This is a genomic window from Tritonibacter litoralis (genome assembly GCF_009496005.1).
Classification (GTDB): domain Bacteria; phylum Pseudomonadota; class Alphaproteobacteria; order Rhodobacterales; family Rhodobacteraceae; genus Epibacterium; species Epibacterium litoralis.
Map to the genome: position 1 here is coordinate 88,698 of NZ_WIBF01000005.1, position 20,202 is coordinate 108,899.

The following is a 20,202-nucleotide window of genomic DNA, read 5'->3' on the forward strand; positions in this document are numbered from 1 at the left end:
CTTGGGGCAATGTCCGCTCTTTTTTGGACCTGAGGAACATTGGTGACACCCCGAAAGCTTTGGCCTCTGTGCGTTTCTTTGCTCTGCCATCTCGGCCGGGCTTGGGTATAACGCGAAGGATGTTGAGTCGCGGTTTTAGATTGGCACAGTCTCGTGCGGATGCCGCAAAAATTATTGGAGATTTCACTTGGTGACTTGGGATGTCGTTACGACTGCGCGTGAGCCTACATCAGTTCTTTTGGCGTTTGTCGCCCATCACTTGCAGCAGGGGGCATCAACGATTTGGCTTTGCCTTGATGCGCCGGACGCTGAGTTCGAAGCCTTGGTTGCAGACAAACCACGGGTCAAAGTGATCAATTGCGATGTTGCCTATTGGCGCAACGAACATGATAGCCGTCGCCCCCGCGATTTTCGCATTCGACAAAAGGCAAATGCGCGATGGGCCTATGCGCATTCAAAAAGCGACTGGATCGCGCATATCGATGCGGATGAGTTCATGACCAATGTTCCGCAGCTTATGGAGTTTCTGAAGGCGCAGCCCGAGGAAATCCTGACGGTCACCATGTGGAATGCCGAACGCGCGCAAATTCGTGGCCTGCCGGTGCGCAATGTCTATGGCGGTCTTTTCCGTGTGCCGCTGGAAAACCGCCGCAATGCGTTGACCACGCGGGTTTATGGCGCCAACGTGCGCTATCTGAACTTTGGCGTGGCCGGTTATAACAACGGCAAATCCATCTCTCGTGTTGGCAAGGGGTTGGACATGCTGTTGCATTATGCGGTGTTGCCCGAAGGGCAGGAAGAGCAAAACATTCGCGCCACGTTTGACGGGTTTTCCCTGCTGCATTTCGACGGTTTTACCCGCAACCACTGGGTCAACAAGATGTTGCTTAAGGCGCCGCGTGGCAAGCTGCTCAAGCGGAAGAACAAGGCGCGGATCAATCAGATTGTGGACACTTGGGAAGCGCGCGAAGACGTGCCTTTGCAGGATGAGATTTTCAAAGCAACCAAGATGCTCAGCCTGCGCCAGATCTTCTTGCTGTTGAAGGCACGCAAACTGTTGCCGCGAACCTTCAACATCACTCAGGCTGTGGCAAAGGAATTTCCAGGTCACAAGGTTGATTTCTCACCCGCTGCAATCGACCAAGAGCTGGTTAAATTGCAGGCCAAAGGGGATGTATTCGGCAAGGCTGCCAACCTCGACACCTCCGATAAAGAAGCGGAACCCGCTTAGAGCCGCGCGCGCCTTTGCGGCTCAAACGAACACAAAAAAACAGCCAGAGCCGTCCAAGCTCTGGCTGTTTTTCAATCTTTCAGGCGGTCGCTTATGCCAGCGAGCTGTCGATGCCTTTGCAGGCGTCAACCAGGCCTTTGACCGCGTTCACAGAGTTGTCGAACATTTCCTGCTCTTCTTTGGTCAGGGTGATGTCGACGATCTTCTCGATGCCGCCTGCGCCGATCACGGTCGGAACGCCAACATACATGTCCTTCACGCCGATCTCGCCGGTGCAGTATGCGGCACATGGCAGAACGCGCTTTTGGTCTTTCAGGTAAGATTCAGCCATCTCAATCGCCGAGGTCGCCGGAGCGTAATAGGCAGAGCCGGTTTTCAGCAGGCCAACGATTTCGGCACCGCCATCACGGGTACGCTGAACAATCGCGTCCAGTTTCTCTTGTGTGGTCCAGCCCATTTTGACCAGATCCGGCAGCGGGATGCCTGCAACGGTCGAATAACGGACCGAAGGCACCATAGTGTCGCCGTGACCACCCAGAACAAATGCGGTAACGTCTTTCATGGAGACGTTGAATTCTTCGGCCAGGAAGTGGCGGAAACGGGCTGAGTCCAGAACACCCGCCATGCCGCAAACTTTATGTGCGGGCAGGCCAGAGAACTGCTGCAGAGCCCAAACCATCGCGTCCAGCGGGTTGGTGATGCAGATCACAAAAGCGTCCGGCGCGTTGTCGCGGATGCCTTCGCCAACGGATTTCATAACCTTGAGGTTGATGCCCAGCAGATCGTCGCGGCTCATGCCCGGCTTGCGCGGGACACCTGCGGTTACGATCACAACATCTGCGCCTGCGATGTCGGCGTAATCCTGGGTGCCTTTCAGCGATGCGTCAAAGCCTTCCGACGGACCAGATTCAGCGATGTCCAGCGCTTTGCCTTCGGGGGTGCCTTCTGCGATGTCAAAGAGAACAACGTCGCCAAGTTCTTTCAGGGCTGCGAGGTGTGCCAGGGTGCCGCCGATTTGGCCTGCGCCGATAAGGGCAATTTTGGGTCGAGCCATTGGAATATATCTCCGGTCCGGTTGAAAGTCACGTGGATGCCTAAGGGCTTACGTCGCGTGGCGCAAGGGCGCAGCCACGTGCAATCCTATTCAAACCCTCTGAGTTGCAATCCATCAGACGACAAAAGAATCTGCAAATAAAGTATTTTCTGCGCTGCAGGAGGATTTAGCAGAGCCGCGAATTTTTTGCGTTTTTCTACAAGTCATTCGCGAAAACACCGGGGCAGTCATACGCTATCATCCTGACGCGGCACTCAAATCACCGGCCGGTTGGGGCGAATCTTTTGGCTATTCCGCTCGATTTGTGCGGTGTTCCACATGCGTTTAATTCGAACAATTGCGCCGCAATGCAGCGCATGCCCCGTCAGCCGCCAGCCACTTGGGGCCGGGGCAAAACGGCGGTCACGCTTGCGTCATCCTACGCGTCTTTTTCCTGTTCGGGCAGAACTTCGGCCAACGTCTCATAGGATTGGCCCGAAGCCACCAAACAGGTCACACCGGTCGGCATGGTCACGGTGATGGTCCAGGTGCCGGTGTCCTCGGACGCAAAGGTCTCCATCACGGTGCCTTGTTGGCCGATGCCAATGCTTTTTCGGCTTTCGCCGTATTTCTCGGCCAGGCGCTGAACCACCACTTCGCGTGGTGCACAGTTTCGACCCGAAGATTGGGCCTCAACAGTCTGCGCGGTCCAAACAGTTGAGACCAGCGCGGCGATTGCAGTCATAGTCGTCTTCTTCATGGGCTTTACCCTTTCAGGAACGGCCGTCGACAAAGGTGCATTCCACGCCCCCCGTTACGCTTCGCAAACAGACCGGTTTGACGAATAGGCAGGGTTTTCCTGCCAACGGATCCGCCTGCACGTGGTCGATGCAACATATTCGGTTCCGTCCTAAAACTGTCTCAGGAAGACCCTGAAAACTAGTTAACGACGCGCGCGCGCCTCCCGAAACACCATAATACATGTGGGAAATGTTGGTTTTTCGCACAAAATTTCTGCATCGCAGAAGAAATCGAGTTGAAATCTTATTTCTCACAGGTTAGCAATTCAGCAACTTTATGACTTCGTGGGAGAGATTCATGGCTTCGCGCAACCGTCCTTACCGTTCTGTTCTGTATATTCCGGGCTCCAAACCACGGGCGTTGGACAAGGCGCGTGGCCTGCCAGTGGATGCGATCATCTTTGATCTCGAAGATGCGGTCTCGCTGGAAGAAAAGGAAAACGCCCGCGCTACATTGGCCGAAGCACTGGCGGCTGGTGGATATGGCGCACGGGTCAAGATTGTGCGCATCAACGGGCTTGATACCGAATGGGGCCGCGCAGATGCCGAGGCGGCGGCGCAGATGGGATGCGACGCGATCCTGCTGCCCAAGGTCGACAGCCCCGCAGATCTGGACGCGCTGGCCGAAATCACCGGTGACATTGCGCTGTGGGCGATGATGGAAACCCCGCGCGGCATGTTAAACGCGGCCGCCATCGCGGCCCACCCCAAGCTTGCGGGGCTGGTGATGGGCACCAATGATCTGGCGAAAGAGTTGCAAACGCGTTTTCGTCCGGATCGCCTGCCGTTGATGGGGGGGCTGTCTCTGTGCCTCTTGGCGGCCAAGGCCGAAGGCAAGATCATCGTCGATGGTGTCTATAACGCCTTTAAGGACGCCGAAGGCCTGGCCGCCGAATGCGCCCAAGGGCGTGACATGGGCATGGACGGCAAGACGCTGATCCACCCGGCGCAGGTTGATGTGGCCAATGCCGCCTTTGCCCCGTCCGACGAAGAAATTGAGCTGGCCCGCCGCCAGATCGCCGCCTTTGAAGAGGCCGAAGCCGCAGGGCAGGGGGTTGCTGTTGTGGATGGTAAAATTGTCGAAAACCTCCATGTGGCCACAGCCCGTGAAATTCTTGGCAAAGCAGATGCAATCGCGGCGCTTGAGGCCTAAGTGTTGAGCAGATTTACATTCTGCGGAGACTGACATGGCACTTCTTGTCTTAGGCATCCTGCTCTGGTGGGCGGCTCATCTGTTCAAACGGCTGGCCCCAGCCGCGCGTGACCAATTGGGCGACAGGGGCAAAGGGCTGGTGGCCCTGGCTCTGGTCGCCAGCATCGTGTTGATGGTGCTGGGCTATAGATCGGCCGAGGTCTATGACCTGGCTGCCCCAAATGCGGCGCTCAAAGGGATCAACAACCTTCTGGTGCTGATCGCCCTCTTTATGATGAGCCCGGCCCCGAAAAAAGGCGCGCTGATGAACGGAATGCGCCACCCGATGCTGATGGGGTTTGGCCTCTGGGCGGTGGCGCATCTTCTGGTCAACTGGGATATGGCCTCCTTCCTGCTCTTTGGCTCGATGCTGGTCTGGGCCGTGGTGGAGATCAAGGTGATCAACCGCGCCGAACCCAATTGGACACCGGGACCCAAGGGGACATTGGCCAAGGACGGGATGTTCCTGGTGGCCTCGATTGTCCTGCTGGGCGCCATTGGCTATGTGCACGGGCTTGTCGGCCCATCGCCATTTGGCGGCTAAGCGGGCTTTAGGAGGCTAACGACATGAAACTTTATCGGTTTTTGAGCGAAGACGACACTTCTGCCTTTTGTCACAAAGTGACCGCCGCCCTGAACAAGGGCTGGGAACTGCACGGTGATCCCACCTATGCCTATGATGCCGCCAATGGCATCATGCGCTGTGGCCAAGCCGTGGTGAAAGAGGTGGAGGGCACCTATACCCCTGACACCAAATTAGGAGAGCACTGATGGCAAAGACCAATCCGGGCCGTTTTTTCGAAGATTATTCTGTGGGCGATGTGATCAAACACGCCGTGCCGCGCACCGTATCCGGTGGCGAGCGGGCGCTGTATCACGCGCTCTATCCGGCGCGTCATGCGCTTTATTCTTCGGATGAATTTGCGCGCGCGGTTGGTCTGCCCAAAGCGCCGCTGGATGATCTGGCGGCGTTTCATATCGTCTTTGGCAAGACGGTTCCGGATGTCTCGCTGAATGCGGTGGCAAACCTTGGATATGCCGAGGGGCGCTGGCATCTGCCGGTCTATGAAGGTGATACGCTCAGATCCGAGTCTGAGGTGATCGGGGTCAAACAGAACTCCAACGGGAAATCCGGCGTGGTCTATGTGCGCACGCGCGGTCTGAACCAGAATGATGATGTGGTCATGGACTATGTTCGCTGGGTCATGGTGCGCAAAGGCAATCTGGATGCCCCGGCGCCAGAGACTGTGATCCCCGAGCTGAGCAAGGTGATTGACCCCGCGGATCTGGTGATCCCCGCGGGCCTGGACTTCAGCAAGTATGATTTTGATCTGGCGGGTGAGACGCATCGCTGGGGAGATTACGAGATTGGCGAAACCATCGACCACGTGGACGGCGTCACTGTGGAAGAGGCCGAACATATGCTGGCCACCCGCCTGTGGCAGAACACCGCCAAGGTGCATTTTGACAGCACCGCCCGCCCCGATGGAACCCGGCTGATTTATGGGGGTCATGTGATCTCCATGGCGCGGGCGCTGTCATTTAACGGTCTTGCCAATGCACAGATGATTGTGGGGCTGAACGGCGGGGCGCATGCCAACCCGTGCCTGTCGGGTACAACCATCCGCGCCTGGTCCGAAGTGCTGGACAAGGCCGAGACATCCGCGCCTGGTGTGGGCGCCATTCGTCTGCGATTGGTGGCAACCTCGGGTGGGGACGCTTTTGCGCTCAAAGGCGAGGATGGCAAATATAAACCAGAGGTTCTGTTGGATCTGGATTACTGGGCATTGATGCCCGTTTGACGGCTGCCTTATGGGGAAAAGGAAGGAGAGGGGGCCAGCCCCCTCGCGCCTTTGGCGCTCACCCCCGAAGTATTTCTGAAAAAGTGAAAGCGGCAGGGCGGTTGCTGCAATCCATTGGTCGCACTCTTTTAGGGCGTGCGCTTTTCATCAAAATTTAAACCTTGTCGCGGCCTAGTATCGAGGCGATCACGCCGTGCGGCGGGGGGAAAACACCAGGTTTCTGAGTGGTTTTGTCGGGGAGCCGTGCGTATTTTACAATAAGGTCTGCATGGCTTACGTATGTGGCGCCTGTTCGCTGTGGCCTTTGCGGAATTGATTCTGATCCAATGCGCCCTGCCTGACGGTTTGTGATCACTTAAAGTGACGCTGTGATCACAATCAAAATTTTTTAGCGCCAACAGCCGTGCTGCAATGCAAAATTTACTCGGCCTTAGCGTGACAGCACGCAAAAATCCGGTAAAACGTGCACAGCTAACCGGAAAGGAGCCAACATGGCCGATGTGAATCGGGGCAATCGCCCGCTATCGCCCCATTTGACCATTTATCGCCCGCAAATGACGTCAGGATCCTCCATCATGGTGCGCATCACAGGGATTGCTGTGCTGGCGCTGGGGCTGTTTGTTGCGTGGTGGCTGTTGGCGGCTTCGACCTCTGCCGAGGCGTTTTCCGGCATTGACGGGTTTATGCGCAGCTGGTTTGGCGATCTGATGCTGCTCGGCGGCACCTGGGCGCTGTGGTACCACATGCTGGGCCGTCTGCGTCACGTGATCTGGGACTTTGGCTACTGCCTGGAAGTTGAGATTTCCGAGAAAATGGGATTGGGCATGTTTATCGGTGCCACCGTCCTGACAGTGTTCACCATGATTGTGGTGTGAGGAGCGAGCAATGCGATATTTGACGGACCGTAAACGGGCGCAAGGCCTTGGTGCGAGCGGTAATGGCACGCATCACCACTGGCAGATGATGGTTAGCTCAATTCTGCTGGTGCCGCTGGTGCCCTTGTTTGTGATCACCCTGGGCCTGGGAATCGGCGGCACTTATGACGAGGTGATCGCCTATTTCAGCCGTCCTGTTCCGGCTCTGATCACCGGGCTTGGTCTGGTTGTGATCACGCTGCATGTGATGCATGAGGCGCAGGTTGCGATCGAAGATTACATGCACGGCGTCGCCGAGAAATTGGCGCGGATCGCCGTTGGCGCCTTTGCTTACACAATCATTGCCGCGGGTCTTTTTGCCCTCGTCAAAATTGCCCTGTAAGCCGCGGGATAAGGAACAAGAACAATGACAGCAGCATATGAATATGAAACCCACGAATACGACGTCGTTGTCGTAGGCGCAGGTGGTGCTGGTTTGCGGGCGACACTGGGCATGGCCGAACAGGGCCTGCGCACCGCTTGTGTAACCAAAGTGTTCCCGACCCGCTCGCACACCGTTGCGGCGCAGGGTGGTATCGCGGCGTCTCTGTCCAATATGGGCCCCGACAATTGGCAGTGGCATATGTATGACACCGTCAAGGGCTCTGACTGGTTGGGTGACACCGACGCGATGGAATATCTGGCCCGCGAAGCGCCCAAGGCGGTTTATGAGCTGGAGCATTACGGCGTGCCGTTTTCGCGCACCGAAGAGGGCAAGATCTACCAGCGCCCCTTTGGCGGTCACACCACCGAGTTTGGTGAAGGCCCGCCGGTTCAGCGGACCTGTGCGGCGGCGGACCGGACCGGTCACGCGATCTTGCACACGCTTTATGGTCAGTCGGTCAAAAACCAGGCTGAATTCTATATCGAATATTTCGCCATCGACCTGATCATGTCCGAGGATGGCCAATGTCAGGGTGTTGTCTGCTGGAAGCTGGACGATGGCACCATGCATGTCTTCAACGCCAAGATGGTAGTGCTGGCGACAGGCGGTTATGGTCGTGCCTATTTCTCGGCAACCTCGGCGCACACCTGCACCGGTGACGGGGGTGGCATGGTGGCCCGTGCGGGCCTGGCGCTGCAGGATATGGAATTTGTGCAGTTCCACCCGACCGGCATCTATGGCTCAGGCTGTCTGATCACCGAAGGCGCACGCGGAGAGGGGGGGTATCTGACCAACTCCGAAGGCGAGCGTTTTATGGAACGTTACGCGCCGAACTATAAAGATCTGGCGCCGCGCGACTATGTCTCGCGCTCCATGACCATGGAGATCCGCGAAGGCCGCGGTGTGGGCGAACATGGCGATCACATTCACCTGAACCTCAGCCACCTGCCGGCCGATGCGCTGGCGGAACGTCTGCCGGGGATCTCGGAAAGCGCCAAGATCTTTGCCGGTGTGGACGTCACCAAAGAGCCGATCCCGGTTCTGCCAACCGTGCACTATAACATGGGCGGTATCCCAACCAACTATTGGGGTGAGGTTCTGAACCCGACCAATGACGATCCAAACGCCGTTGTACCGGGTCTGATGGCTGCGGGCGAAGCGGGCTGTGCCTCGGTTCATGGGGCCAACCGTTTGGGCTCTAACTCCTTGATCGACCTTGTTGTCTTTGGCCGCGCGGCCTCGATCCGGGCGGGTGAAGTGGTTGACAAAAACGCACCGAACCCGGTTTTGAACCAGGCCTCGATCGACAAGGCGTTTGACCGGTTCGACGCGCTGCGCAATGCAAATGGTTCCATGGCAACCGCTGAGCTGCGTCTGGAAATGCAGAAGACCATGCAGTCTGACGCTGCCGTGTTCCGCACCAACAAGACCCTGGAAGAGGGTGTTGAGAAGATGACCGCCATTGCGGCCAAGATGGATGATCTGAAGGTCACCGACCGCTCGCTGGTCTGGAACTCGGACCTGATGGAGACGCTGGAGCTGGACAACCTGATGCCCAATGCGCTGGCCACCATTGTTGGCGCTGAGGCACGTAAAGAGTCCCGCGGTGCGCACGCGCATGAGGATTATGCCGAGCGCGACGACACCGATTGGCGCAAACACTCGGTCACCCGCGTGGACGGCAACAAGGTCGACCTCAGCTTCCGCCCGGTTGTTCTGGATCCGCTCACCACCGAAGACGAAGGCGGCATCTCGCTGGCCAAAATCGCGCCTAAGGCGCGGACATTCTAAGGAGATTTCGAGATGGCCGAATTTACACTCCCAAAGAATTCCCGCATCACCGTGGGCAAGACCTGGCCGAAACCGGCAGGTGCCACCAATGTGCGCAAGTTCCAGATCTATCGCTGGAACCCGGATGACGGCAAAAATCCGAGCTTGGACACTTACTTCCTGGACATGGACAAATGTGGTCCCATGATCCTGGACGCGCTGATCAAGATCAAGAATGAGATCGACCCAACCCTGACCTTCCGCCGCTCCTGCCGCGAAGGGATCTGTGGCTCCTGTGCGATGAATATCGACGGCATCAACACGCTGGCCTGTATCTATGGTCTGGATGAAGTGAAGGGTGACGTGAAGATCTATCCGCTGCCGCATATGCCGGTGGTCAAAGACCTGATCCCAGATCTGACACATTTCTACGCGCAGCACGCGTCGATCATGCCGTGGCTGGAGACCAAGACCAACCGCCCGGCAAAAGAGTGGAAGCAGTCCATTGAGGACCGTAAGAAACTGGATGGTCTTTATGAATGTGTGATGTGCGCCAGCTGCTCGACCTCTTGCCCGAGCTACTGGTGGAATGGCGACAAATACCTCGGCCCCGCAGCCTTGCTGCATGCCTATCGTTGGCTGATCGACAGCCGTGACGAGGCCACCGGTGAGCGTTTGGACAATCTGGAAGACCCGTTCAAACTCTATCGCTGCCACACCATCATGAACTGTGCAAAAACCTGCCCTAAAGGTCTGAACCCGGCCAAGGCGATTGCGCATATCAAACAGATGATGGTCGAACGCGCGCATTAAGTGCTGCGACAGAAGATCTCAAAGATCCCCGCATGTTCCGGCATGTGGGGTTTTTTTGTATTTAGAGGGGCAGGCACATTTGAACGTAAGCTGTTGCTTCCCGTTGACAAACACGGGAGCATTTGACGTGAATTTTGAATGCTAAGAATGGATAGTATGCACCATGAACGGAATTGTTGCGCTGAATTTAGAGGGTTATGTTCTGTTTTTTGGAGTACTTGCCGTTGTTCTGGTGGTGCTCTTTTGGTTCCTGAGCAAGCGTGAGAAGAATGTCAGGACCGAGTACCTTAACCAATTTGATCCGTCGGAACTTCGTATGACGCCCTATAAAATCGGCCTGGTTTACCGGGTTGTTGAAACGCATGAGGATGCGGTGACGGTGGTTCCCGTTTGGAATGGAAAGTCCAAGCTTGAAGGCGCGGCGGAAACACGCGTGGAACACGGGGTGCTCATCCCATTTGATGCGACGCGGTTTCTGTAACGTTTCGCCGGGGCAGCAGAAATACCGCCGCGCACTGTTCAGTGTGGGCGTCGATTTGCTTCGGGGCTGTGTCAGGCGTCTGCCTCAACGTCAGGCGAATAAGAAGGCGGCCGCCGTGAGTGGGGCGGAGAGGTGGCTGGGGCCGGGTGAGGCCCCCTCCCATGTGATGCATTTCCTTGGGGGAGCTGCCCTGCACCCAATGAAGAGGTGGTCTTGGGGAACGGGCCGGATCTCCGATGTAGCTACGTCTGTCATTATGTCGGAGGCGGGTTAACAGGCCGACAGCGCGGCGTGCGCAGGCTGTGCAACACCCATTTAGGTGCGGGCGTCATAGGTGGCGCGGGCGTCCTCCACGTCCGGAAGCCGGGTCACCGCCCAGCTCATCAATCCTTTTTGCAGGTTTGCCAGTTCATGTCCCAGAGGGGTGAGTGTATAGGTCACGGCCACCGGAGGGCCGGGGTCCACATCGCGGGTGAGATAGCCGTCCCGTTCCAGGTTGCGCAGGTTTTCCGTGAGTACGCGTTGGGTCACATCGCCAATGGCGCGGCGCAGCGCATTGAAACGCAGGGGACCGCGCGACAGCTCATAAAGGATCAGCATATGCCATTTGCCCAGTGCCCGGTTCAATACATTGCGCACGGGGCAATCGCCGGTTTTGGGTTCGGGGGCGGTATCCTTGGCCATACCTGGTCTCCTTAAGGTGCGTAATTGACGCCTGGTGCGGAATTGATACCACATGAGCCATCAAGTGACCATACGCGGAACAGGAGAGCGAAAATGGCTGTGAAGGAAATTGTATTGGCGGCGGTGACGGCGCTGTTTGGGAACTACGATGTGGATGCCGCAAGAGAGCTGCTGGCGCCGGATTATATTCAACACAATCCAGCCGTTCCCACGGGTGCAGAGGCGATTTTGGGATTTGTGCCTGCCTTGCAGGAGATGGGTTTGACGGGTGTGCCGCATCGGGTTCTGGCCGAAGGCGATCTGGTGGTGCTGCACTCGACCTATGAAAACGCCCAGGCCTTTGGCGCCGAGAAGCTGGTGGCCTTTGACGTGTTCCGGGTCGAAAACGGCAAAGTGGCAGAGCATTGGGACAATCTGCAACCTCTGGTCCCTGCGTCAGAAACCGCATCAGGACGGTCGATGGTGGATGGCCCGACCGAGATTGTGGACCAGGAGAAAACCGCCGAAAACAAGGCGCTGGTCGAAGGGTTTGTGGATGCGGTTTTGCTTGGCAAGGCACCAGAGACGATCACGGACTATATCTCGACCGAGACCTATCATCAGCACAACCCCCATGTGGCCGATGGGCTGGAGGGGCTGGGCGCGGCTTTTGCTGCCTTTGCCGAACAGGGGCTGCAGGTGAAATATGACCAGGTGCATCTGGTGGTGGCCGAGGGCAATTTTGTCTTTACCGCGGCCGAGGGAAAATTCGGCGATCAGCCGACCGCGTTTTTTGACCTGTTCCGGGTCGACGCGGGCAAGATTGTTGAACATTGGGATGTGGTGTCCGAAATCCCAACCGAGTTTGCCCATGACAACGGAAAGTTCTAAGTCCTACCCTGAGGTATGAACCGTCCCGCCTGTGCGTTGTGCAGGCGGTTTTGTTGAGGGGAAATGTATTAGGCGACCTGCCGACCTTACCCCGCAATGAGGCCCAAGGCAGCCTGAGTGGTGGCTGCCTTGGCATTTTTAACTGGCAAATGCCGCTTTAAGCGCGATGTCGACCATGTCGCCAAAGCTGCGTTCGCGTTGATCTGATGGCAGTGCCTCGCCCGTTTGCAGATGGTCGGACACGGTCAGAACAGCCAGGGCGCGGGCGCCGTGGCGGGCCGCAAGCGTATAAAGCTCGGCGGCTTCCATCTCAACACCCAGGATGCCGTGGCGCACCATCTGTTCATTGAGATCGGGACGTTCATCATAGAAAGTATCCGAGGAATAAATTCCCCCGATGTGAACCCCGACGTCCAAGCCTTTGGCGGCTTGGGCTGCAGCCTGCAACAGGTTCCAGTCCGCGCAGGGGGCAAAATTCACCTCGCGAAAGATGCTGTCCGAGGGGGAGCCCACGGTTGTCGCTGTCATCGCGATAATGACATCGCGCACCTTCACGGAGGGCTGCATGCCACCGCATGAGCCGATGCGGATCAGGGTCTTTGCCCCGAAATCGCGGATCAGCTCGTTGGCGTAGATCGACAGCGACGGCATTCCCATGCCGCTGCCTTGGATCGTGACCACGTGGCCGTTCCAGGTGCCGGTATATCCCAACATGCCGCGCACGTCATTGACCAGGCGTGCATCCTGCAGAAAGGTCTCTGCCGCCCATTTGGCGCGGTAGGGGTCCCCTGGCATTAAAACCGTCTCGGCGATATCGCCAGGGGCGGCCCCAATATGAATGGTCATGAATTACCTCAGAATTGGGTTTAGATTTCCAAGTCCGAGATATCCACACCCGCTGTCAGCGCCGCATGAACCCAATGCGGTTTGCGTCCGCGCCCGCTCCAGGTTTCATCCGGGTTTTCCGGGTTGCGATATTTAGGCGCCGCTTTGCCTTTTTTGGCAGATGTGCGTGCGCTTGCTGCGATCTCTTCCAGCGAGAAACCGAATTTCGCCGCCGCTTCTTCTGCAGCGCGCAGAGCCTCGGTGCGCTCACGCTCTTCGGCGTGTTTGATCGCCTCGTCCAGATTGCCTCGCAATTCTACGAGTTCCATTCTGGACATAGTCGAAAGATCGATTGTCATTAGTCGTCTCCAAATTAGTGCCGTCATAATATATGACGTACTCTGCTTTATGAAATAAAACAGAAGTGGATTTCAGCAACTAATTTGGCAATTTTTCGCTTTTTTTCCCGGATTAACTCTTTTCCTCCCCAGAAATGGCGAGCTTTGTAATGTCACTCATCATAGAATTGAGTTCAAAATTCTTTGGAGTGAATACGAGGGAAACACCCATTTCCTTGAGTTTTGCGGCGTCTTCATCCGGAATAATGCCACCAACAATCACCGGAAGGTTTTCCATTCCGGCATCGCGCAGGCGTGTAAGCGTTTCCTGGACCAATGGCAAATGGCTGCCAGAAAGAATCGAAAGCCCCAGAACATGGGCTTTGTCATCCTGTGCGGATTGCACCAATTCCTCGGGAGTGAGGCGGATGCCGTCATAGGTGATGTCCATTCCGCAATCGCGGGCGCGATAGGCAATTTGTTCCGCGCCATTGGAATGGCCATCCAGGCCGGGTTTGCCGATCACAAACTTGAGACGGCGGCCCAATTTGTCACTGGCAGCGGCGACCTGATCGCGCAGATCTTCGAGGTTCTCAGTCTTGTTGGACACGCTGGCCGAGACCCCGGTGGGGCCACGATAGATGCCGTGGACGCGGCGCATTTCTTCGGCCCATTCACCTGTGGTGACGCCTGCTTTGGCGGCTGCGATCGAGGGTGGCATGATGTTTGCACCGCTTTGGGCCGCCTCCCGCAGGGCCTTGAGCGCGGCGGTGACAGCTGCTTCATCGCGATCCTTGCGCCAGGCATTTAGGCGGGTGATCTGCTCTTCCTCAACCGCGGGGTCCACAACCATGATGCCGCCGTCTTCGGTCTGCAGCGGCGAAGGCTCGCCCTCGGTCCATTTATTGACGCCCACCACAATGGTTTCCGCGCGTTCGATCCGGTTCAGGCGATCGGCGTTGGATTCCACCAGGCGGGATTTCATGTATTCAATGGATTCAATGGCACCGCCCATGGAGCCAAGGTTTGCCAATTCCGCCCGCGCGCCGTCTTTCAGCGCTTCGACTTTGGCGTCCACCACGGGGTTGCCGTCAAACAGATCGCCATATTCCAGTAGGTCCGTTTCATAGGCCATGATCTGCTGCATGCGCATGGACCATTGCTGGTCCCAGGGACGCGGCAGGCCCAAGGCCTCGTTCCAGGCGGGCAGCTGAACCGCACGGGCGCGGGCCTTTTTCGACAGCGTCACCGCCAGCATTTCAATTAGGATGCGGTAGACGTTGTTCTCTGGCTGCTGTTCGGTCAGCCCCAAAGAGTTCACCTGCACCCCATAGCGGAAGCGGCGGAACTTGGGGTTATCAACACAATAGCGTTCCTGACAGATCTCATCCCAGAGGTCGACAAAGGCGCGCATCTTGCACATCTCGGTCACAAAGCGGATGCCTGCGTTTACAAAGAAGGAGATACGCCCCACCAGCGCCGGGAAATCTTCGGGTGCAACGCGGGGTTTCAGCTCATCCAGAACCGCCTGCGCGGTGGCAAGCGCAAAGGCAAGCTCTTGTTCCGGTGTCGCGCCAGCCTCTTGCAAGTGATAAGAGCAGACGTTCATCGGGTTCCATTTGGGGATGTGCTGATAGCAGTATTCCGCCACATCGCCGATCATCTTTAGGCTGGGCTTTGGCGGGCAGATATAGGTGCCGCGGCTCAGATATTCCTTGATCAGGTCGTTTTGGACCGTGCCCTGCAGCTTGGTGGTGTCTGCGCCCTGTTCCTCGGCCACGGCAACATAAAGCGACAAGAGCCAGGGTGCGGTCGCGTTGATGGTCATCGAGGTGTTCATCTGTTCCAGCGGGATCTGGTCAAACAGGGTACGCATATCCCCCAGGTGACAAACAGGAACGCCGACTTTGCCGACCTCACCGCGGGCCAGGACATGGTCGCTGTCATAGCCGGTCTGGGTTGGCAGATCGAAGGCCACGGACAGGCCGGTCTGACCCTTTGCCAGGTTCGCGCGATACAGCGCGTTGGATTTGGTTGCCGTGGAATGGCCCGCATAGGTGCGGATCAGCCAGGGGCGGTCGGTCTTCTTCTCGTGCTGCGTCTGCGACATGGCGAACCTCGTGAATCCTGGAGGGTAATTTTGTTTCGTTGGGGTGATGTAAATCGTAATTTTAGACCCTTGTCAATTCGCTGCGTTGCGGCGCAGTCGGAATATGCGACAGAAGTCCTGCTCGAAAAGCGCGCTTAAGGTGCGGACATGCACATTTTACTCGCATTGGGAGAGTAATGAAATTATCGTTTATTGGCGTGGCGGCTTGTAAACGAATTGTTAATTATGCTTACCAAAAAGATGTGCATCGCCATCAATATTTCAAAATTTAGCTAACAAGATTATGCAAATGGCTTTGCGAGAGATGAAGTCGCGACATTGTGAAATGTTTCCTTGACGGCGTAATGCGGCCTATGCGTACATTTGGTTGGCAGTGTTCCGCTTATTGGTGTTTTGATTTTATTGGGGAAGTGCTCCCTCAGCATTCGTGTATCGCGGGTTTTAAATGTGTTGCAGATAGAGGCAGCGATAACGACGTCGGCAAGATCTGACGGATTAAGTAATGTGCACACTTACTTCTTCCATCCCTTAAGTAAGAATGGGTCTTCAGCTATGGGCTTGTGCACTTCTTTAACCAAGCATTCCGAAGTTTCGGCCCCTTCTACTGTTGCGCAAAGTGCAGTTCGTTTCGTGAAAGCCTTTCGCACTCGTTTTTAGATTAAGCTTTGGGTTTCTGCGGGCGACGGATTATTTTGGTGTGGGACCTTTGACACTTGCTGAATTTATTGACGTCGATAAAGATGAGAGCCGCCCGCTGGTGCATAAGCGGGATAGACTGGGGACAGGCGTGCACAACATCAACAGAAAATCCGCCATGGATCAGGCAGAACTTTCATCCTCCAGAACCGCGCGAAGCTCCTCGGGCGCGAAGGGTTTATAGAGGATCTTGGCGCCCAAGTCGGCGGCAACTGTGTCCAGATCCATACCGCGGTTTGCGGTGATCAAACAGGCGGGTGTATAGCCATAGCGCCGACGCAGATTGGCAATTGCGTCACTGCCCAGTTTGCCGTCATCCAATTGCACATCCGCCACGATGAAGTCCGGCACCACACCAATTTCTTCCAAAAGGTCAAAGGCCTCTTGCTCACCCCGGCAGGGCAGCACGCTGGCGCCCCAGTTTTCAATGGTGATCGACAGCGCATTGCGCAGATCATTGTCGTTTTCGATCAACAGGATGATCTGATCCAGAAACGCGTCTTCTTCTCCAACGGGTGCACGTGTCGCTTCTGGCAGCGGTGTCGCCCATTTTTCCTTGGCTCGTGGTAATTCGACGGAAAACATCGTGCCCCGTCCCAAAGCAGACTCCAGACAGATCGGATGGTTCAGTAAGCGACAGGCCCGTTCCACGATGGCCAGACCCAGCCCCAGCCCGTCGGCGGCGCTGGCTGTGGCGTGGACGCGGTGAAACTCGGTAAAGATCTTGTTGTGCTCAGTCTCGTCAATACCGGGGCCGGTATCCCAGACCTCGACACGTACCCGATTGCCCAAGCGGCGCACGCCAACCAGAACCTTGCCCCGATCTGTGTAACGTAAGGCGTTCGAGATCAGGTTCTGGAGGATCCGGCGCAGATAGGTCGGATCGCTCATGACCACGGCAGAGGTTGGCAAGACACGAAAGTCCAGCCCTTTTTCGACGGCGCGGTGCGCGAGTTCATCCCGCAGTTGGCGCAGAATTTGCTGCAGTGGTACGGCGGAGATATGGACGCTGGCCTGTTTTGAATCCAGTTTTGAAATATCCAGCAGTGCTTCCAGAATGCTTTCCACGCTTTGCAGGGCGCTGCCCGCTTTGTTCAAAAGACCACGCGCGCGGTCCTGGGGAACTTCCTGTTCGACCGTTGCCAGATACAATTTGGCCGCCGACAAAGGTTGCAGCAGATCATGGGAGGCAGCCGCCACAAAGCGGGACTTGGACGCATTGGCCCGTTCCGCATCGCTTAGCGCGTCCTGTAGCTCAAGCGTGCGTTCCAGAACCCGTTGTTCCAGAGTTTCTTTGGCCTCGGTCATGGTGCGGATGGCCTGACGTTCGGCGGTGATATCGGTGAAGCTGATCACAAAGCCACCGTCCGGCATCTCTTGCAGGAACACTGTCAGAAAGCGATCGTCGGAGCCGCGGATCTCAAAGGTCAGAGGGCTGCGTCCGGTGCTGCCGTTGACCCATTCCTCAAGGTCGGCGCCGGAAAACTGACCCAGAAAAGCAAAACCGCGCCGCAGTTGGCTGAAGATCGTTTCAAACCGGCTGCCGATGTGAAACCGGCTGGCGGGGATCGACAGCAGCTCACCGATGCGGCGGTTCCAGCCGACCAGTCGCCCCGGTGCATCAAACATGCAGACACCCTGTTTCAGATGTTCCAGCGTGGCCTGAATGAGGCGGGATTGATCGTCCAAAAGTCTTTCGCGCTCTTTGCGTTCCAGCCGCATAATGTCCGAGACATCGGTCTGCAGAATAACGGTACCGCCGTCCGAGGTGCGGTGTTCGCTGACCTGGACCCAGCGATTTCCAATGAGGCGCACGTTGAAAATGACGCTGACGTCGCGGTGACGCTCCATCCGTTTGGCCGCCCAATCGCGCGGGCATTCTTTGCGCGGCAAGGCCAGAAACCGGCTGCGGGAGACATGGTCCACATAGGCCTCAAACGGCAGGCCCGGTTTGAAGTGGCTGCGGATGTCGGGCATGTGCATGCCAAAGCGGCTGTTGCACATCACCAGTTCTTCTTGTGAGTTGAACAGGGCAAAGCCTTCTTGCACCGTTTCAATGGCATTGGCGAGGTTGGACCGCGCGGCTTCGGTTTCGCGGTTGGCCTGGGTTAGTGCGGCGTTGGATTGGTTCAAAAGATCCAGCGCCCGTTCCAGATCCTGGGTGCGGCTGCGCACTTCCTCTTCCAGCATGACGGCGCGCTGAAACTGGGTATAGGCCAGCCCCGATGCATCGGTGTCCTGTTCGACCCGACGCATCAAGGTTTCGACAATGCGCAACAGCTTTTCGTTCTGCCGTTCCAGCGAGTCTTCTGGGTTGATCAGCATGTTCATCAACCGTTACTCCGTTGGCGGCGGGTAAATGGCGACCCCGGTCAGGGTCTGGTTGACGTGCATAGAATTGACCTGTTCCCCATATGTGGAAAACCCGATCACGCGGTGTTTTCGCAGGATCTGCGACAGGGCGCGGGTCATCTGTTTTTCTTCGGCCTCCTGACGGCGCAGGATACAGTCACAGGCCAGAACGATGGCCGGTGGGTTTTTGTCGCAAAGGTCGGCCATTTCCTGTTGCAGGTGGCTGACCATATCATTGGGGTCCGCCAGCGTCAGGACCACGCCTTCGTCGATAGCGGAAAAAAACACCAGATCGCCATTGTCACAGACCCGCTGAATGGAGCGCACGTGATGGCTGCCGCCGACACGCACGACCACAGGGTGTGCGGCAAAGGTAAAGGTTGTCAGCGTTTCGGGATCTATGCCCAAGAGGCGTGCATATTCACGGGCCGCAGGTTCGGCGTTGATCTCGGTCACGATGCGGCGGGCCGGGTCCGCGCCGGTGACCACCATCCGGTCACGGGTGGGGCTCAGATGGTCGGTGTTGATCATCTGGACCGGGCAGGCGGTGCGCACCTGAACCAACACAGCCGCATTGGAGCGCGCGATCCCATTGTTGATGATAAACGTCCGTTCAAAGGAATCCCCATCCCCGGAAGACCCCCCAAACAGTGGCACAGGCCCCATGCCAGGGGCCATGTCGCTGGTGAGCGTGTCTTCTTTGGTGGAGAGACCATCCACCAGCAAAAAGTTGAACTCATGCTTCCATTTGGGTGTTTCCTGAACCATCTCATGACGGTTGCGTACCAGACGGTCGATCAGGTCTTGGCTGTTGTAGTCATCCAGATTGTCGACCGCCAGGATGCGGGTGCAAAAATGCTGCCGGGGCAGGCCAATGGCCACGATCTGACCCTCGCTGTAGCCCTCTTCGGTCAGTTCGCCTGCGGTGGTGCAGCCCACATAGGGGGCCGGACGAAAAAACCGCGCGGCCTGAGCGGTCACACGCGCCACATCTGCCTCGGGTGAGACAAACAGGATTACTAATTCCAAATCACTCGGCCTAAGCTGATGTGCAAGTTGTTCAATGGCATCTGGGTCACTGGCACTGGCAAAGGCAGAACGCACGATATCATCGGTGCCATCCAGCACCGGTGCAACATTCAGCTGCTTGCGCATTCGGTCTCCTCCCCGAATATAACACTTACAGCTTACGCAGGTCAGGCGCGGTCTTGCAAGACACTGTCAAAACTTGCTTCTTTGGCGATCAACACCGCTTGGGTGCGGCTTTGGACGCCAAGTTTGCGCATGATTGCGGTAACATGCGCTTTGACAGTGGTTTCGGCGATCGACAGGTCATAGGCGATCTGCTTGTTCAGCTTCCCTTCGCAGATCAACCGCAGAATACGAGCCTGTTGGTTGGTCAGCGAGGTCAGCCGTGAGACCGCGTCATTGGCGGCTGTTTCGCCGACGTTTTCCAAAAGCATATAGCCTGGCGGCACAAAGCTCTGTCCGGCCTCCATGGCGCTAAAGGCGTCCTGGAATACGCTGCGTTGGCTGTGTTTGGGCACAAAACCCGAGGCCCCGGCGTGGATCACCGAGCTGATCACCCGGTTGTCCGCCATGGAAGACACCACAACAATCGGCACCTTGACCATATTGCGCAGGGAGACCACCCCTTCGAGCCCGTTTACATCGGGCAGGTTCAGGTCCAACACCACCACATCCGGCGCCCCTTCGGCGCGGATCTTGGCCATGGCGCTATTCAGATCTGGTGCGGTTTCAATTTGATCAATGCCAATGGAAGCTTGAAGCGTCATGGACAGTGCATCACAAAACAGCGGGTGGTCATCTATGATCAGCGCTGTTTGAAACGCCTGAGGCTGCCTGTCACTACGCTGGGTCATCCGGTTCCTCGATCTTTGTCGCT

20 protein-coding genes are annotated in these 20,202 nt (G+C 56.9%); 11 read left to right on the top strand and 9 right to left on the bottom strand.

Features of this window, described 5'->3' with window-relative positions:
• Positions 1-190: 190 nt before the first annotated feature.
• A complete protein-coding gene (locus GFB49_RS10035; protein WP_194269308.1) occupies positions 191-1,231 on the top strand; it encodes a glycosyltransferase family 2 protein in 1,041 nt (346 codons plus the stop codon).
• A gap of 91 nt (positions 1,232-1,322) precedes the next feature.
• Here the strand turns inward: GFB49_RS10035 and mdh are convergent, their stop codons facing one another.
• Together mdh and GFB49_RS10045 are read right to left on the bottom strand one after the other, a co-directional pair.
• Positions 1,323-2,285, bottom strand: coding sequence for a malate dehydrogenase (gene mdh, locus GFB49_RS10040; RefSeq protein ID WP_153215734.1), 963 nt, complete (start codon positions 2,283-2,285; stop codon positions 1,323-1,325).
• Between the two features lie 418 nt (positions 2,286-2,703).
• Complete coding sequence (locus GFB49_RS10045; RefSeq protein WP_153215735.1) at positions 2,704-3,024, bottom strand: hypothetical protein; 321 nt, start codon at positions 3,022-3,024, stop codon at positions 2,704-2,706.
• 338 nt (positions 3,025-3,362) lie between these two features.
• On the opposite strand from GFB49_RS10045, the gene GFB49_RS10050 reads away from it, so the two are divergent.
• The 9 genes from GFB49_RS10050 (at position 3,363) to GFB49_RS10090 (ending at position 10,421) form a co-directional block, all read left to right on the top strand.
• Complete coding sequence (locus GFB49_RS10050) at positions 3,363-4,217, top strand: HpcH/HpaI aldolase/citrate lyase family protein (RefSeq protein ID WP_153215736.1); 855 nt, start codon at positions 3,363-3,365, stop codon at positions 4,215-4,217.
• Positions 4,218-4,251: 34 nt separating this feature from the next.
• Complete coding sequence (locus GFB49_RS10055; protein ID WP_153215737.1) at positions 4,252-4,800, top strand: NnrU family protein; 549 nt, start codon at positions 4,252-4,254, stop codon at positions 4,798-4,800.
• A gap of 23 nt (positions 4,801-4,823) precedes the next feature.
• Positions 4,824-5,027: a DUF1737 domain-containing protein gene (locus tag GFB49_RS10060; RefSeq protein ID WP_153215738.1), complete on the top strand. Its 204-nt coding sequence runs from the start codon at positions 4,824-4,826 to the stop codon at positions 5,025-5,027.
• Complete coding sequence (locus GFB49_RS10065; protein WP_153215739.1) at positions 5,027-6,058, top strand: MaoC family dehydratase; 1,032 nt, start codon at positions 5,027-5,029, stop codon at positions 6,056-6,058. Before GFB49_RS10060 ends, GFB49_RS10065 begins: the two co-directional genes overlap by 1 nt.
• Before the next feature lie 491 nt (positions 6,059-6,549).
• Positions 6,550-6,933, top strand: coding sequence for a succinate dehydrogenase, cytochrome b556 subunit (gene sdhC / locus GFB49_RS10070; protein WP_153215740.1), 384 nt, complete (start codon positions 6,550-6,552; stop codon positions 6,931-6,933).
• Between the two features lie 10 nt (positions 6,934-6,943).
• Positions 6,944-7,315, top strand: a complete 372-nt coding sequence (gene sdhD, locus GFB49_RS10075; RefSeq protein ID WP_153215741.1) for a succinate dehydrogenase, hydrophobic membrane anchor protein — start codon at positions 6,944-6,946, stop codon at positions 7,313-7,315.
• Between the two features lie 24 nt (positions 7,316-7,339).
• On the top strand, positions 7,340-9,148 hold the full coding sequence (sdhA, locus tag GFB49_RS10080) for a succinate dehydrogenase flavoprotein subunit (protein ID WP_153215742.1): 1,809 nt from the start codon (positions 7,340-7,342) through the stop codon (positions 9,146-9,148).
• Positions 9,149-9,160: 12 nt separating this feature from the next.
• Positions 9,161-9,940, top strand: a complete 780-nt coding sequence (locus tag GFB49_RS10085; RefSeq protein WP_153215743.1) for a succinate dehydrogenase iron-sulfur subunit — start codon at positions 9,161-9,163, stop codon at positions 9,938-9,940.
• Positions 9,941-10,103: 163 nt separating this feature from the next.
• Positions 10,104-10,421 (top strand): hypothetical protein, encoded by a 318-nt coding sequence (locus tag GFB49_RS10090; protein WP_153215744.1) that lies wholly within the window; start codon positions 10,104-10,106, stop codon positions 10,419-10,421.
• Positions 10,422-10,736: 315 nt separating this feature from the next.
• Here the strand turns inward: GFB49_RS10090 and GFB49_RS10095 are convergent, their stop codons facing one another.
• Positions 10,737-11,105 (bottom strand): winged helix-turn-helix transcriptional regulator, encoded by a 369-nt coding sequence (locus GFB49_RS10095; protein WP_153215745.1) that lies wholly within the window; start codon positions 11,103-11,105, stop codon positions 10,737-10,739.
• 93 nt (positions 11,106-11,198) lie between these two features.
• On the opposite strand from GFB49_RS10095, the gene GFB49_RS10100 reads away from it, so the two are divergent.
• Entirely contained in the window at positions 11,199-11,975 is a 777-nt protein-coding gene (locus tag GFB49_RS10100; protein ID WP_153215746.1) for a nuclear transport factor 2 family protein, read from the top strand.
• A gap of 138 nt (positions 11,976-12,113) precedes the next feature.
• Here GFB49_RS10100 and deoD read toward each other — a convergent pair whose 3' ends face one another.
• From deoD to GFB49_RS10130, 6 genes are all read right to left on the bottom strand, one after another.
• A complete protein-coding gene (gene deoD, locus GFB49_RS10105) occupies positions 12,114-12,821 on the bottom strand; it encodes a purine-nucleoside phosphorylase (RefSeq protein ID WP_153215747.1) in 708 nt (235 codons plus the stop codon).
• A 20-nt stretch (positions 12,822-12,841) separates the two neighbouring features.
• A complete protein-coding gene (locus GFB49_RS10110; RefSeq protein WP_153215748.1) occupies positions 12,842-13,159 on the bottom strand; it encodes an H-NS histone family protein in 318 nt (105 codons plus the stop codon).
• 112 nt (positions 13,160-13,271) lie between these two features.
• Complete coding sequence (locus GFB49_RS10115) at positions 13,272-15,296, bottom strand: methylmalonyl-CoA mutase family protein (RefSeq protein ID WP_343032544.1); 2,025 nt, start codon at positions 15,294-15,296, stop codon at positions 13,272-13,274.
• Between the two features lie 771 nt (positions 15,297-16,067).
• Complete coding sequence (locus tag GFB49_RS10120; protein ID WP_425505204.1) at positions 16,068-18,275, bottom strand: PAS-domain containing protein; 2,208 nt, start codon at positions 18,273-18,275, stop codon at positions 16,068-16,070.
• Between the two features lie 6 nt (positions 18,276-18,281).
• A complete protein-coding gene (locus GFB49_RS10125) occupies positions 18,282-19,451 on the bottom strand; it encodes an FIST N-terminal domain-containing protein (protein ID WP_153215751.1) in 1,170 nt (389 codons plus the stop codon).
• Positions 19,452-19,492: 41 nt separating this feature from the next.
• Positions 19,493-20,179, bottom strand: coding sequence for a response regulator transcription factor (locus tag GFB49_RS10130; protein ID WP_153215752.1), 687 nt, complete (start codon positions 20,177-20,179; stop codon positions 19,493-19,495).
• Positions 20,180-20,202: the final 23 nt, after the last annotated feature.